The organism is Gilvirhabdus luticola (genome assembly GCF_040117515.1).
In the GTDB taxonomy this organism is placed as follows: domain Bacteria; phylum Bacteroidota; class Bacteroidia; order Flavobacteriales; family Flavobacteriaceae; genus Gilvirhabdus; species Gilvirhabdus luticola.
In genome coordinates this window covers 159,872-174,839 of sequence record NZ_JBEEEN010000001.1, presented here as the reverse complement: position 1 = coordinate 174,839, position 14,968 = coordinate 159,872, and the positions used below count along the sequence as shown (strand labels likewise).

14 protein-coding genes are annotated in these 14,968 nt (G+C 31.4%); 6 read left to right on the top strand and 8 right to left on the bottom strand.

Annotated elements, in window-relative coordinates; translation table 11 throughout:
* Positions 1-54: 54 nt before the first annotated feature.
* The 3 genes from accD to tamL form a co-directional block, all read right to left on the bottom strand.
* Positions 55-912, bottom strand: a complete 858-nt coding sequence (gene accD / locus AAFP94_RS00855) for an acetyl-CoA carboxylase, carboxyltransferase subunit beta (protein ID WP_316661091.1) — start codon at positions 910-912, stop codon at positions 55-57.
* Between the two features lie 49 nt (positions 913-961).
* A complete protein-coding gene (gene fbaA / locus AAFP94_RS00850) occupies positions 962-2,029 on the bottom strand; it encodes a class II fructose-bisphosphate aldolase (protein ID WP_316661092.1) in 1,068 nt (355 codons plus the stop codon).
* Between the two features lie 129 nt (positions 2,030-2,158).
* A complete protein-coding gene (gene tamL / locus AAFP94_RS00845) occupies positions 2,159-4,681 on the bottom strand; it encodes a translocation and assembly module lipoprotein TamL (protein WP_316661093.1) in 2,523 nt (840 codons plus the stop codon).
* A gap of 125 nt (positions 4,682-4,806) precedes the next feature.
* Between tamL and AAFP94_RS00840 the strand changes: the two genes are divergently transcribed.
* The gene (locus tag AAFP94_RS00840) at positions 4,807-5,538 is read left to right on the top strand and encodes a TrmH family RNA methyltransferase (RefSeq protein WP_316661094.1); all 732 of its coding nucleotides are present in this window, start codon (positions 4,807-4,809) and stop codon (positions 5,536-5,538) included.
* On the opposite strand, the gene porT is transcribed toward AAFP94_RS00840, so the two are convergent.
* Together porT and ubiE are read right to left on the bottom strand one after the other, a co-directional pair.
* Positions 5,525-6,238, bottom strand: a complete 714-nt coding sequence (gene porT / locus AAFP94_RS00835) for a type IX secretion/gliding motility protein PorT/SprT (protein WP_316661095.1) — start codon at positions 6,236-6,238, stop codon at positions 5,525-5,527. The two genes, AAFP94_RS00840 and porT, sit on opposite strands and share 14 nt — an antisense overlap.
* 1 nt (position 6,239) lies before the next feature.
* The gene (ubiE, locus tag AAFP94_RS00830) at positions 6,240-6,965 is read right to left on the bottom strand and encodes a bifunctional demethylmenaquinone methyltransferase/2-methoxy-6-polyprenyl-1,4-benzoquinol methylase UbiE (protein ID WP_316661096.1); all 726 of its coding nucleotides are present in this window, start codon (positions 6,963-6,965) and stop codon (positions 6,240-6,242) included.
* 169 nt (positions 6,966-7,134) lie between these two features.
* On the opposite strand from ubiE, the gene trkA reads away from it, so the two are divergent.
* The 4 genes from trkA (at position 7,135) to AAFP94_RS00810 (ending at position 10,788) form a co-directional block, all read left to right on the top strand.
* Positions 7,135-8,484 (top strand): Trk system potassium transporter TrkA, encoded by a 1,350-nt coding sequence (gene trkA, locus AAFP94_RS00825; protein ID WP_316661097.1) that lies wholly within the window; start codon positions 7,135-7,137, stop codon positions 8,482-8,484.
* Positions 8,485-8,487: 3 nt separating this feature from the next.
* Entirely contained in the window at positions 8,488-9,981 is a 1,494-nt protein-coding gene (locus AAFP94_RS00820) for a TrkH family potassium uptake protein (protein ID WP_316661098.1), read from the top strand.
* 151 nt (positions 9,982-10,132) lie between these two features.
* A complete protein-coding gene (locus tag AAFP94_RS00815) occupies positions 10,133-10,387 on the top strand; it encodes a hypothetical protein (RefSeq protein WP_316661099.1) in 255 nt (84 codons plus the stop codon).
* A 128-nt stretch (positions 10,388-10,515) separates the two neighbouring features.
* A complete protein-coding gene (locus AAFP94_RS00810) occupies positions 10,516-10,788 on the top strand; it encodes a hypothetical protein (protein WP_316661100.1) in 273 nt (90 codons plus the stop codon).
* A gap of 47 nt (positions 10,789-10,835) precedes the next feature.
* Here the strand turns inward: AAFP94_RS00810 and AAFP94_RS00805 are convergent, their stop codons facing one another.
* Complete coding sequence (locus tag AAFP94_RS00805) at positions 10,836-12,020, bottom strand: pyridoxal phosphate-dependent aminotransferase (protein ID WP_316661101.1); 1,185 nt, start codon at positions 12,018-12,020, stop codon at positions 10,836-10,838.
* 13 nt (positions 12,021-12,033) lie between these two features.
* Positions 12,034-13,134 (bottom strand): fatty acid desaturase family protein, encoded by a 1,101-nt coding sequence (locus tag AAFP94_RS00800; RefSeq protein WP_316661102.1) that lies wholly within the window; start codon positions 13,132-13,134, stop codon positions 12,034-12,036.
* Positions 13,135-13,276: 142 nt separating this feature from the next.
* On the opposite strand from AAFP94_RS00800, the gene rsmG reads away from it, so the two are divergent.
* Positions 13,277-13,903 carry a 16S rRNA (guanine(527)-N(7))-methyltransferase RsmG gene (rsmG, locus tag AAFP94_RS00795; protein WP_316661103.1) on the top strand — a complete coding sequence of 209 codons (627 nt, stop codon included), beginning with the start codon at positions 13,277-13,279 and terminating at the stop codon, positions 13,901-13,903.
* A 14-nt stretch (positions 13,904-13,917) separates the two neighbouring features.
* Here the strand turns inward: rsmG and AAFP94_RS00790 are convergent, their stop codons facing one another.
* A complete protein-coding gene (locus tag AAFP94_RS00790) occupies positions 13,918-14,877 on the bottom strand; it encodes a tetratricopeptide repeat protein (RefSeq protein ID WP_316661104.1) in 960 nt (319 codons plus the stop codon).
* Positions 14,878-14,968: the final 91 nt, after the last annotated feature.

Here is a 14,968-nt window from a genome sequence, read left to right as displayed (position 1 = left end):
TTTTTAATGAGATACAAATTTATTTAGAAAAATAGAATTCTGACAAAAAACATGTCAAACTCTCAATGGTTGATTTAAAATTAAATCGAGGTATTTATTAATTTTATTTTTTAAATCTTTTCGGTGAGAAATACAATCTAGAAATCCATGTTCTAATAAAAACTCTGCAGTTTGAAAACCTTCGGGTAATTCTTTTCCTGTAGTATCTCTTACAACTCTGGGTCCAGCAAAACCAATAAGCGCTCCTGGTTCACTCATGTTAATATCTCCTAGCATTGCAAAAGATGCTGTTGTACCACCAGTTGTTGGGTCTGTACAAAGAGAAATATAAGGGATTTTAGCTTCTGCCAATTGTGCCAATTTTGCTGATGTTTTAGCTAATTGAAGTAATGACAATGCAGCTTCCATCATTCTTGCTCCACCAGATTTTGAAATAATTAGGAAAGGAATTTTCTTTTTTAAGGCATAATCTGCTGCTCTAGCTATTTTTTCACCAACAACACTTCCCATAGAACCACCAATGAAACTAAAATCCATTGCAGCTATAACCAAATCTTTTCCTTTAGATTTCCCTACAGCCGTTCTAACGGCATCTTTAAGTTTTGTTTTCTCTTGTGCAGCCTTTAATCTATCAGGATATTTTTTTGTATCAACAAATTTTAATGGATCTTTTGATTCTAATTTGGCATCTAGTTCTTTGTATTCATTATCATCAAAAAGAATGTTGAAATACTCTTCACTACCTATTCTTACATGATAATCATCTTCTGGGCTTACATAAAAGTTTTTTTCAAGCTCTTCTGTATCTACTACTTTACCAGTTGGAGATTTATACCAAAGACCTTTTGGTGTGTCTTTTTTCTCTTCTGTAGATGTTGTTATTCCTTTTGTTTTTCTTTTGAACCAAGACATATTTTTGGGAATAATTATTTTTTGTTAGTAGTACAAAGCTACATAAAAATTATAATGTGTTTACATTATTTAAATCTTCAAATGCTTTTTTAAGCCTTTCTACAAAAGTTACTTCGCCTTTACGCAACCATACTCTAGGATCGTAGTATTTTTTATTTGGAGAGTCATCTCCTTCTGGATTACCGATTTGCGATTGAAGATAAGCTTCATTTTGTTTCATATAATCACGAACGCCAGACATGAAAGCATATTGCATATCAGTGTCGATATTCATTTTAATAACTCCATAACCAATAGCTTCACGAATTTCTTCGACTGTAGACCCAGAACCTCCGTGAAAAACAAAATCTATATGATTGTGTTCCACACCATACTTTTCTGTAATATATTCTTGCGAATTCTTAAGAATCTTTGGAGTAAGTTTAACATTACCCGGTTTGTAAACTCCATGTACATTACCAAAAGCCGCCGCTATAGTAAATTGGCTACTTACTTTGCTTAACTCTTCATATGCATAAGCAACTTCTTCTGGTTGTGTGTATAATTTTGAATCATCAACATCTGTATTATCAACACCATCTTCTTCTCCTCCCGTAATTCCTAATTCAATTTCAAGAGTCATTCCCATTTTGCTCATGCGAGTAAGGTATTGTTTACAGATTTCGATGTTTTCTTCAATAGGTTCTTCACTTAGATCTATCATGTGAGAGCTATAAAGAGGTTTTCCTGTTTCAGCAAAATGCTTTTCACTTGCCTCTAGTATTCCATCTATCCAAGGCAATAATTTTTTAGCACAATGATCTGTATGTAAAATTACAGGAACACCATAGGCTTCTGCCATTAAATGTACGTGTTTTGCTCCTGCAATACTTCCAGCAATAGCTGCTTTTTGATTGTCATTGCTTAATCCTTTACCAGCATTAAACTGTCCTCCTCCATTTGAAAATTGAATGATAACAGGTGCATTTAAAGCGGCAGCAGTTTCAAGTACACCATTAATGGTGTTTGATCCAATAACATTTACTGCAGGCAAAGCAAATCCTTTTGATTTTGCAAGTTTGAAAATTTCTTGAACTTCATTCCCTGTTGCTACACCAGGTTTTATATTGTGGCCCATTTTAGTCTTTTTATAATGAAAATTAGACCTCAAAAGTAAACAATTTTTAACTAAATGAAGCCTATTTTTTATTAAGTTGAACGTAAATTTTACGAAAACGTTATAGGTTTTTTTGGTTGTGCCAAGATATTAGAAAGGATAGTTAATACCTATATTGTATACTGCATTTCTAAAGTTATAATCATTAAACCATCTATTGTTTTCATTATATGCTGGATTGTATGTTTTGAAACCAATATCAAATCTAAAAACAAAAAAACCAAAATCGTATCGTAACCCAAAACCTGAACCAATAGCTATGTCTTTTAATGAACCAAAGCTGTCAAATGTTGCATTTGGGTCTTCAACATCATCAAAAACATTCCAGATGTTTCCAGCATCAACAAATAATGCACCATTTAAGCTTTCAAAAATATTGAATCGCTGTTCTAAACTAAAGGCAAGTTTCATGTTGGCTTCGTTAAACTCGTTTGTACTTGATGTACCTCCTGGTCCAAGATTATATGCAGTCCACGCTCTATTGTCATTAGCACCGCCAGCAAAAAAACTTTTAGAAAAAGGAATATTTGTTGAGTTACCGTAAGGAATTGCAATACCAAAAAATGCTCTAATTGCGAATATATTTTTTTTAGATAAATCCCAATGTTTAATATAGTCGAACTCTGTTTTTACATATTGTGAATAGGCAACGTTGAAAATTTCATATTTGCCTTCTTCATTTTTATCTTGCCCAATTATTTTTGACATATTCGACAGCAAATTTCCAGCTAATTCAAGTTTAAGACGAAAGATTGAAAAATTTTCATCAAAGAGGTTTGTTCGGTTATCTTTTGTAAAACCAAAGCTAGAAGCAAAAATCAAGTTGTTTTCTGTTAAACGTTGTTCTCTTTCATTAATGTCTGAAACGGTTTGATATTCTGGGTCGCTCGGAGTTATTGCTGTATTTTCATTCAATACATCATTAATAAAATCATCTGTTTGATCTGGAAATGTTAAATCTTCTCCATTATTATAATTTATGTCTTGTGAAATATTGTTTAGAGTATTGTAAGAATTTTTATAAACACCAAAATAGTTATCTGGATTCAGGTTTCTAACGTATTGTATGTTAAATAGGTCTAATCTGTTGGTCCAAGAATTTGATGGGCGCCATCGGTAATTTAAGACACCATTTAATGTTTGTTTGTCTAGACCAATATTTCTTTGTCCAGTATAAGAAACACTCATTCTAGTACTTGGAGACATATATTTAGGTATAATTCTTTCTGTATTGAAAGGTAAAAGTAACCGAGGCAAAGTAAGTTTTAAATCTAAACCAGTTTCAGTAATATCAAAAAATTGGTCTTTATCATTTCCAGCATCTTTTGAAGCACCAATTGACCCAAATGCAGAAAGCTGTAGTGTTTCAGCCCCATTAAAAACATTTCTCATAAGTATACTTGGATTTACAGAAAACCCAATTGTTTGAATATTGCTTTGAGAGACTTCGGCGGCAAAGCCAAGACTGAACTTTTTTAACGGTGTTAAGTATATATTTGCAGTGAGTGTTGTGTCTGGATTTTCAATGTATTGAATATTAGGATATTTAAATGTTTTTAACTCACTTATATGTCTGTAAGTTAAAGTTCTATCTGAATCCTTGAACACTTCTCCGGGATTTATAAAAACGGCATTTGTAATTGCTTTTGGCTTATACTTCATCTCTCCAATACTATAAAAATTATAACCATTAAATGTATTAGTGTTGGTGGCAGTTTCGCCTTTATTTTCGTAAGAAGAATCGGTAAAAATATTAACATCCCTTACTTTATAAATATTAAAAGGTCTTCTCACGACTGAATCTTGAGTTCTTAAGGAACGATTTTTTATTTGAAGACCTACATTTACTTTTTTGTTCGTACCAACCGTATCGATTTCAAAACCTATGTAATCCTGACTAAAATGAAAGACACCAGAGTTCCTTAAGTTGTTTGTGATTCTATTTCTTTCATTTTCGAAATTTATTGTTTTATACTGTTCACCTTTTTTTATAATTGATTCTTCTTTTGATTTTTGATACAAAGAATCTACTGCAGGAGTTGCAATTTTTGTTGAAATAGAATCTATAATAAAGCCTTGACCAGTTTTTACTTTATAGTTCACTTTAGCACGCTGCTTATCAATCTCTTCAATATTATAAGTGGCATCCACATTAAACCATCCGTTATGAAAATAATAATCTTTTAAATGTTTTGCAGACTTTTCTGTTTTTTCCTGATCCACAATTGTTGGAGCTTCGCCTGTTTCTTTAAGCCATTGGTTAAAACTCTTTCTAGACTCAACATACTTGTCCAATTGTTTTTTTGATAACTTATTTTCTAGTCTTTGTCTTTTTTTAGGGTTTTTATCAATGCCAGCGTTTATAATTGAATCGATATTTGGGCGTGCAGAATTGTATATATATAGTCTTAAAGGGATACCAAACATCTTTCTGTTTGGTTGTTGATAAATTAGATTATTGATGACTTCGGTTTTGTTTTTATCTTCGTTAACATACACATCATTATCCAAAAGCAAATACTCATCTTCTGCAACCCTTTTTACTGAATTACAGGAGTTAATTAATCCTGTAATTACAATTAATAATGTTATTTTAGAGAGATTTAGTTTCAAGTAAGTCTTATTATTAAAATCAAAAATACACTATTTCCATTGAAATTAAATATTTTAATATTTAAGGTGCTAATTACCTAAATTAATAATTATTCAGTTTCTTTATACGATAAAAATAGGTTTAAATGTTATCTAAAAACCAGATAAAACTTATAACGAGTTTAAAACAAAAAAAATATAGATTACAGCATCATCTTTTTGTTGCCGAAGGTCTAAAGACTATACAAGAATTTTTGAATTCTGATTTTAATCTTCATTATTTGTTTACTACTGAAAGCTTCAATATTAATGCCATAAATGAAGTTGTAATTTCTGAAGCGGAATTGAAAAAAATCAGCGCATTAAAAACACCTAACACTGCTTTAGCGATTTTTGAGATAAAAGAACCAAAATTAATAGACGACTCAAGACTCATTATTGCTTTAGATAACATTAGAGACCCTGGAAATCTAGGTACCATTATTAGGCTTTGTGATTGGTTTGGAGTAAGAGATTTAGTTTGTACTGAAGAAACAGTTGATTGTTACAATTCTAAAGTAATTCAAGCTACTATGGGTTCTCTTGCTCGGGTAAATATAAGTTATATTGATTTGCTTGAGTTTTTGGCAAAAACTAAACTGAAAAAATTTGGTGCATATATGGATGGCGTTTCGGTTTATGAAAAACAATTACCGAGTAAAGGGATTCTTATTTTAGGTAATGAAGCTAGCGGAATTTCTAATAAAGTTGGAAGTTTTATTGACGAAAAAATCTCAATACCTCGTTTTGGAGATTTACAGAAAACAGAAAGCTTAAATGTAGCAGCAGCTACTGCAATTTTGTTAAGTGAGTTTAAGAGAGGTGTTACTGAAACGTAAAATTGATAAATACACCTCTGGTTTTCATAGTGTAAATATTGCCTGTCCATGGGCTGTTTAGATCTTCATCTCGAATTAATTCATCATTTATAGCAAAAACACCTCTAATGGTTGGAGTGAATTTAAACCAATACAAATAAAAATCTATACCAAAACCTAGTTCATAAAAAAACATGTTGCTTTTGGTTCTAAACTGTCCATTGGCATTATCGTCAGGGTTTTTTTCGTTACTAGAAAGGTTTAATGCTGTAGAAAAACCACCAACAATAAAAGGCTTGAAATTATTTAATCGTTTGGTTGAAAATTTAAGCAGTAAAGGCAAATGTATATAGGTAGATTTTACTTCTCTAATTAAGTCTGAAGAACTAAATGATGTACCATCAAAATAAGATTCGTCATAATACAAATCTCTACTTGTTATATTTAATCCAGGCTCAAAACGCAAATCTAAAAACTCGTTGATTCGTAAATTTGAAATAAGACCAACATTAAAGCCTACATTTCTTTTTACATGTATATCTTTTAAGTCTTCATTATAGTCAAAATTAAAATCATAACTACTAAAACCTAAATAATATCCCCAACTTAATAAAGGTTTATCAAAGTTTTCATTGTTTGTGATCTTTTCTTTGGTAAACAACTGTGCATTCACTGAATGAAAAGTAAAAATGAATATTATAGCAATAAGAATGTTTTTCATATCATTTAGTTGCTCTATAAATCGTCGCAACACCAAAGGTTTGTGGAAAATCTTCAACACTATTAAACCCAATTTCCTGTAAAATATTGTTTAATGCATCACCATAAGGAAAAACTGAAGCCGATTCACTTAAATATTTATAAGCATTTCTATCTTTGGAGAAAACTTTACCAATTAAGGGTAATATGTATTTTGTGTAGGCCATGTAACCTTGTTTATATGGTGTTTTTGCAGGGACAGATGTTTCAAGAATTACAAAAGTGCCTTTTGGTTTAAGTACACGGTATATTTCTTTTAAACCCTTTTCCAGATTTTCAAAATTTCTAACACCAAAAGCAACTGTTACAACATCGAATGAGTTGTCTTGAAAGATCATGTTTTCAGAATCACCCAATACAAGTTCAACTCTATCTTGAAGTCCTTTTTTTTCAACTTTAACTTTACCAATCTCAAGCATTCCTTTACTAATATCTAAACCGACAATTTTTGAAGCAGAAGTTTCTGAAAACTGAATGGCTAAATCTCCTGTACCTGTAGCGATATCAAGGATAGAATCCGGTTTTTTGTCCTTAACGATTTTAACGACCTTTTTTCTCCAATTCACATCAAACCCAAAAGAAATAACACGATTCAAACCATCATAATCTTTAGATATAGTATCAAACATTTTAGTGACTTGTTCTTTTTTTCCTAGACCACTGTTTTTATAAGGTGTTACTTTAGCCAAAGTGAATAATTTTTGGCAAACCTACATATTTTTTTTCATTTTAATTTATTTCTGATGTGTGAAGTAATATATTGAGTAACTCATATACAAGGCTTGATATTAACAACTATTTATTCAGCAATATTTATTTTTACAGTATATTTGTACCACTTTTTATGATTTACCACAAATGAAAATAATCATTGCAGGTGCTGGTGAAGTCGGATTTCATTTAGCAAAATTATTATCGTACGAATCTCAAGAAATTACGTTAATAGACACAAACAAAGAAAGTCTGAATTATGCAGACAATCATCTTGACATTAAAGTTATTAAAGGAGATGCAACATCAATTTCTATTTTAAAAGAAGCGCGTGTTAAAACAAGCGATTTGCTTATTGCTGTAACCTCTTCAGAAACCACAAATATTACCGTTAGTGTTTTAGCTAAACAATTAGGAGCCAAACGTACCATTGCTAGAATTTCTAATACTGAATTTATTAGCCACAAGGATGAGATCGAATTTACCAAATTAGGTATTGATGAGTTAATTTCACCTGAAGCTCTTGCGGCATCAGAAATTGAATTACTGTTAGATCAATCTGCTTTTAATGATAGCTATGAGTTTGAAGATGGTGCTTTGACTATGGTTGCTTTAAATTTGTCATCAACGGCTTTATTTGTTGGTAAAACCGTAAAGGAAGCCGCGCAAATTTTTTCAGAAATTCATTTTGTCCCAATTGCTATCCAGCGTTTTGGAACACAATTCACTATTATTCCGAGAGGTGACACCAAATTAAAAAGAGGAGATAATGTTGTATTTATAACATCTGAAGGTGGTGCAGAAGAACTTTGTAAAGTCACAGGAAAGACCAATAAAGACATTAAAAATGTAATGATTCTTGGAGGTAGTAAAATTGGATTTAAAGCAACTAGAGATTTAAGTAATAGGGGTTTTAATGTTAAACTTATTGAAAAGGACAAAGAGAGATCTTTTGAATTGGCTGATTTAATCCCACAGGCTTTGGTTATTAATGGCGATGGCAGAAATGTTGATTTACTTGACGAAGAAAGTATTGAAGAAATGGATGCATTCATATCGGTTACGGGTAATTCTGAAACTAATATTATGTCTTGTCTGGTGGCAAAATCTAAAGGGGTTGCAAAAACTATAGCGTTAGTAGAAAACATGGATTACTTTGAGTTGAGTCATTCTATAGGCATTGATACCTTAATCAATAAAAAATTATTGGCTGCAAACAATATTTTTAGATATATAAGAAAAGGAGAAGTTGTTGCCATGACTAAGCTCAATAACATGAATGCAGAGCTATTAGAATTTGTTGTTAAACCAACTTCTAATATTTGTAACGAACTTATTAAAGAAATAGATTTCCCTCGATCAGCTATTATTGGAGGTGTTATTAGAAATGGTAAAGGGCTTATAGCCCTTGGAGATTTCAAAATTCAAGAAGGAGATCGCGTTGTAGTTTGCTGCTTACCAAAATCTATTAAAAAAGTCGAAAAATTATTTTTGTAATGTATGAAGCTTAATTATAAAATCATTTTTCATTTTTTAGGACTACTTGTCTTGTTTAATGGTGGTTTTATGCTTTTAGCATCTCTCGTGAGTTTGATTTATGAGGATGGTGTAACATTTCAACTGTTTCTTTCTGGAATTTTAGTATTGCTTGCAGGTTCTCTTGTTATGCTCTTTACAAGAAAACCGAAAAAAGAGATGAACAAACGGGAAGGTTATATTGTAGTAACCTTTGGATGGATAATTATGGCCTTATCCGGAACTATGCCATATGTTTTAACCGAAACAATACCAAGTTTTACAAATGCTTTTTTTGAAACCATGTCTGGTTATACAACTACTGGTGCTTCTATTTTAAATGATATAGAAGTTATACCTAAAGGGGTTTTATTTTGGAGAAGTCTTACACATTGGATAGGAGGTATGGGTATTATTGTATTGGCTATAGCTATATTACCATTATTGGGAATAGGTGGTATGCAGTTATTTGCAGCCGAAGCTCCAGGTCCTAATGCCGATAAATTGCATCCAAGAATTACTGATACAGCTAAACGTTTATGGCTTATTTATTTTGGGTATACTGCAGCCGAAACTGTTTTGCTTAAAGTGGCAGGTATGTCTTTCTTTGATGCTATTAATCATGCTATGTGTACATTGTCAACAGGTGGTTTTTCTACAAAAAATGCCAGTATTGCACATTGGAATGGACAACCTTTGATACAATATATTATCATGGTTTTTATGTTTTTGGCAGGAACCAATTTTGTTTTGAGCTATTTTGCTTTTAAAGGTAATATTCAGAAAATTATTAAAGACGAAGAGTTTAAACTATACTTTAAGTTTATTATTGTATTTACAATTATAGCAACAATTATAATCTATTTTAAAACTGATTTCTCTGCATCATCTATTAATCACCCATTGGTCTATGGCGAATTTGAAAGTTCAATAAGGCATGCATTGTTTCAGGTAATTAGTATCATTACTACAACAGGATTTGTTACTGCTGATTTTACCCTTTGGACGCCGTTTTTAATAGTTTTCTTTTTTGGTTTGATGTTTTTAGGTGGCTCTTCTGGTAGTACATCTGGTGGAGTAAAAGTAGTGAGGCATTTAATCATGATTAAAAATGGTTTTTTAGAGTTTAAAAGAACGTTGCATCCAAATGCTGTTTTACCAGTACGTTATAACAAAAAATCTATTTCTGGAGAAATTGTATTTAATATTTTGGCCTTCTTTATTTTGTATATGATATCATTTATTATTGGTTCTTTAATATTTTCTATGTTTGGAATAGATTTTAAGTCTTCAGTTGGTCTGTCTGCGTCTAGCCTTGGTAACGTAGGACCAGCTTTAGGAGATTTTGGGCCAGTAAATAATTATTCAGCTTTACCAAGTCTTGCCAAATGGTGGAGTTGCTTCTTAATGCTTATTGGCAGACTTGAACTCTTTACAGTTTTAATATTATTTACTCCTTTCTTCTGGAGAAATAGATAATTTTTTTCAAAATACATAAAATTGAAATTTATTAGTATTTATAGATGCTTTGGCGTTTTATGGTTTGATTTTTAAGGTTTTAAAAAAATATGTTGTGTAACATTCTTTTTAATTCCTCGTCAATATTATGTAACCAATTAAATTTAAAATTATGGAGTTATTATTAACAACAGAAGATTTAGAACCATTACCTGAACCCAAAGTATCTCAAGAAAATTGGAGACCTCAAGGTTTGTTAAATTCTAATTATAAAAGTATAGCAGACCACAATTTAAACAATACATCTTCGCATTCCATCTTTGGCATAAGACAACGTGTAAAGAGTTTTCAATTTAAATCCGCACCTGGTATTGAAGCTCTTTTAAAGATATCATTATTTGCAATCGTTTTTCTAGTCATTTTTTGATGCAAATACGTTTTAGCATATAACATTTCTGTATTCTTTTACTTAATATTAAAATGTTAAAGAACCATTTCAAAACAACTTATTATATTTGATGCTCTTTTAACGATAATTTAATTTACTCATTATAAATGCCATTAGGAGAGTCTTTTTTAAGCACTTTAAGAAGCAATAAAGCTATTATGCTTGATAAGACCAAAAGGTTTAGAAAAACTAAAGGAACGTTCGGTGATATTACTAAAGAGATTATATTCGATTACCACAATGCAACTCCTCAAGAGTTAGAACTATTTAAGAATCAGCTTAAAAAAGTAAACAGAATAAGAATAGTTAAAGCATTTATTATAACCATTATAATACTAGCAATACTTGTTATTCTTTTTGTGGAGCATGTAAATTTATAACAATAAAATGGCATCTAAATTTTTAAAGCTTTTGGCTTATTTTTTAACTAGCTCACAGCTGTTTTAATTCGCTTCATGGCTTCAACAATTTGATCTTGAGAAGCAGCATAAGAGATTCTTATACAATCTGGATTACCAAAAGCCTCTCCAGTAACAGTTGCCACCAAGGCATGTTCTAACAGATATAGAGAAAAATCTGTGGCATTAGTAATGGTTGTACCTCGTAATGTTTTACCGAAATAATATGAAATATTAGGAAAAACATAAAAAGCACCTTCTGGAGTATTCGCATTAAATCCTTCAATTCCATTCAATAAGTCAAGTATCAAATCACGTCTATTTTTAAACTCGTCAATCATATACTTCACTTTAGCTGGCGGAGCTAACATTGCAGTTATTACTGCACGTTGCGCAATACAATTGGCACCACTGGTAGTTTGACCTTGCATTTTATTACAAGCTCTTGCAATTTCGGTTGGAGCACCTATGAATCCTATCCTCCAACCTGTCATTGCAAATGCTTTAGATACACCATTTACAGTAATTGTACGATTGTACATATCCTCAAATTGAGCCATACTTGAGTGCTGACCAACATAGTTTATGTGTTCATATATTTCATCTGAAACAACATAAATATTGGGATGGTTTTGTAATACATCTGCCAAAGCACGTAATTCTTCTTTGCTATAAACCGAACCACTAGGGTTGCATGGCGAACTGAACCAAATCATTTTGGTCTTTGGTGTAATTGCAGATTCTAGTTGCTCTGCAGTCATTTTAAAATCGGTATCAATAGACGTTTTTACTTCTACCGGAACACCATCATTAAGTTTTACAATATCATTGTAACTTACCCAATATGGGCATGGTAAAATAACTTCATCGCCTTTGTTTAGCATAACAGCAGCTACATTGGCTAATGATTGTTTGGCGCCAGTAGAAACCACTATTTGGGGTAGAGTATATGATAGATTATTATCACGTTTAAATTTGGTTATGATGGCTTCTTTAAGTTCTACATAGCCATCAACGGGAGTATAAGAATTATAGCCATCATTAATGGCTTGTATAGCAGCATCTTTAATAAAATCTGGAATATTAAAGTCTGGTTCACCAAGACTTAAACTAATAATATCTTTTCCTTCTGCACGTAATTCTCTTGCTTTTGCTGCCATTGCAAGTGTAGCAGAGGTAGACATGTTTAAAACTCTATCCGAAAGTAAGTTCATTAAAAAATTAGAATTAGACTTGTAAGGCTGGATTCATACCCATTTCGCGTAAGTATTTAAAATGTGCAATAACGGCCTTTCTTGTTGTTTTATATTCGTTGTATGGAAGATTAAATTCTCTGGCAGTCTCTCTAACTATTTTAGAGATTTTGGTATAATGAATATGGCTTATATGTGGAAAAATATGATGCTCCACTTGATGGTTCAAACCACCAGTAAACCAGTTAACAATTCTGTTTTTGGTAGAAAAATTAATTGTTGTTTTAAGCTGATGAATTGCCCAAGTGTTTTTCATTGTGCCATCTTTCTCTGGAAGTGGCATTTCGGCTTCTTCCATAACATGAGCTAATTGAAATACTACACTTAAAATTAAACCAGCAGTATAGTGCATTACAAAAAATCCAATCAAAATTTTCCACCAAGCAATATCCAAAATTAGCAATGGTAAAACAATCCAAATTCCTATATAAATTATTTTAGAAATAACTAGTTTACTCCAATTCCAAACTGGGTTAGGGAATTTTCCATAAGACAATTTACGCTTCATATAACGACTCATCTGCTGAAAATCAGTTGTTATGGCCCAATTGATTGTTAATAACCCATATAAAAGAATTGAATAATAATGTTGAAACTTGTGATACCATTTCCACTCGGCATGTTCTGTAAAGCGTAAAATTCTGCCAGCATCTAAATCTTCGTCATGTCCATGAACATTGGTATAAGTGTGATGTAAAACATTGTGCTGTACTTTCCAGTTATAGGCATTACCAGCAAGAATATAAATACTGCTTCCCATCAACCTATTAATCCACTCTTTGTTAGAATATGAACCATGATTACCATCGTGCATTACATTCATTCCAACACCTGCCATTCCAATTCCCATAACAATCGTTAAAAGCAGTTGAGCCCAACCAGGAATATTTAATGTTAGAATTAAAAAGTAAGGAGCAAGGAAAATTGAAAACATGACAATGGTTTTAACCCAAAGTTTCCAGTTCCCTGTGCGTTTTACATTGTTATCTTTAAAGTAATCATTTACACGTTTATTTAAAGTTCTGAAAAATTTCGCAGAATCTCCTCTAGAAAAAGATAGCATCTGTTTTGACATAAATTTATTTTTTTAAAATAACGATTTAAATAAAATTTTTGTTATTTGGGCTCAAAGATAATTAATAAACACTGGTATCTTAATAAAGTTTTCATAAAAATGCACATAAAAAATGTCATATTTTTGTTGAAAAATTAAAGTAATGCAACTTATTTTGAAATATTTCACGAATCTTACAGAAGATCAGATAGCTAAATACAAGCATCTTGAAGCTCTATATCAAGACTGGAACCTTAAGATAAATGTTGTCTCTCGTAAAGATATTGATGAACTTTACATACGTCATGTGTTGCATTCTTTGGCTATAGCTAAGGTCATTCAATTTAAAGATGGAAGCCAGATTATGGATGTAGGTACAGGAGGAGGATTTCCTGGTATACCACTAGCTATTATGTTTCCAGAATGTCAATTCCATTTGGTGGATAGTATAGCCAAAAAGCTTAAAGTTGTGGATGAAGTTGCAGAAGGTCTTGGTTTGACAAATGTGCATACAACGCACAGTCGGGTTGAAGACATTAATGAGACTTATGATTTTATTGTGAGCCGTGCTGTAGCAGCCATGCCAACCTTTGTACATTGGGTAAAAGGAAAAGTTTCAAAAAAACAAAAACATGATTTAAAAAACGGAATTTTGTACTTAAAAGGAGGTGATTTAGCCGAAGAATTGAAAGATTTTCCTAATGCTGCTATTTATAATTTGTCTGATTATTATGAGGAAGATTTTTTTGAAACTAAAAAGCTGGTGCATTTACCATTAAAATTCAAATGAGTATATTAATAAAACTATAATAGCTTACTCAATCCTTCAAAATGATCTCTAAAGAAAAACAGCTGTTCTTTATACCAATATGTTTCTGAAAACAGTTCAATATTGATGTTGTTTAGTTTCTTCGGGTCAATTATTCTAATAGCTTTTTCGAAGTTTATTTTAGCATTTTCCAAATCATTCATCTTGTAATAGGTTAATGCTAGACCGAGTAAAGCTTCATAATCCAGAGAATAATATTTTAAAGGCACAGAAAAATCAGCAAGTGCTCTTTTATATTTGCCTAATAATAAATAGGTAGTGCCTCGATAGAAAAATGATGAGCTATTATTCGGTTCAATGGAAATTGAATTATAGAAATCGTTTTTGGCATTTCTATAATAATTGATACTTAAATACACTAATCCTCTTTTATAATACGCTTCGGCTGTTGGCGCAGCAATAATGGATAATGTTAGGTCCTGTAACGCATAAAGAGGTTTTTCTAGAGCTAAAAAACAATCAGCTCTTTTCATATAAACACTTGGTTGGTAAGGTGTTAATTCTATAATTTTGGTTAAGTCTAAAATAGATCCTTCGAAGTCATTTAAAAAATATTTAACGCTGGCTAGATTATAGCGAGCATCTATAAATTCTGGTTCTAGCTTTAACGCTTCTAAATAATCTTCTTTGGCCCCATAAAGATCTTCTAAATTAAATTTTGAATTTCCGCGGTTGTAATAGATCTCTGCACTGGGTTTGTAAATAATTATTTTTGTATAATCCATTATGGCACCATGAAAATCATCCATATCATTTTTTGCATTGGCACGATAAAAATAAGCATCAAAATTTTTGGGCTCTAAATCTATAACTTGAGAAAGAAGCACTATTCTTTCATTTAAATCTTCTACTCTCATTGCTTTTCTGAACAATTTGTTTGCTTGAGCAATCGAAATGAGTGGTAACATAAGAAGTAGAAATGTAATCTTTTTCATATTATGAAGATAGCAAAGAATTTTTCAGTTTTAAACGTTTAAGTTTTAATTTTTTTTAAGCACCAATAAATATGCCAACCAGTTTAAAATG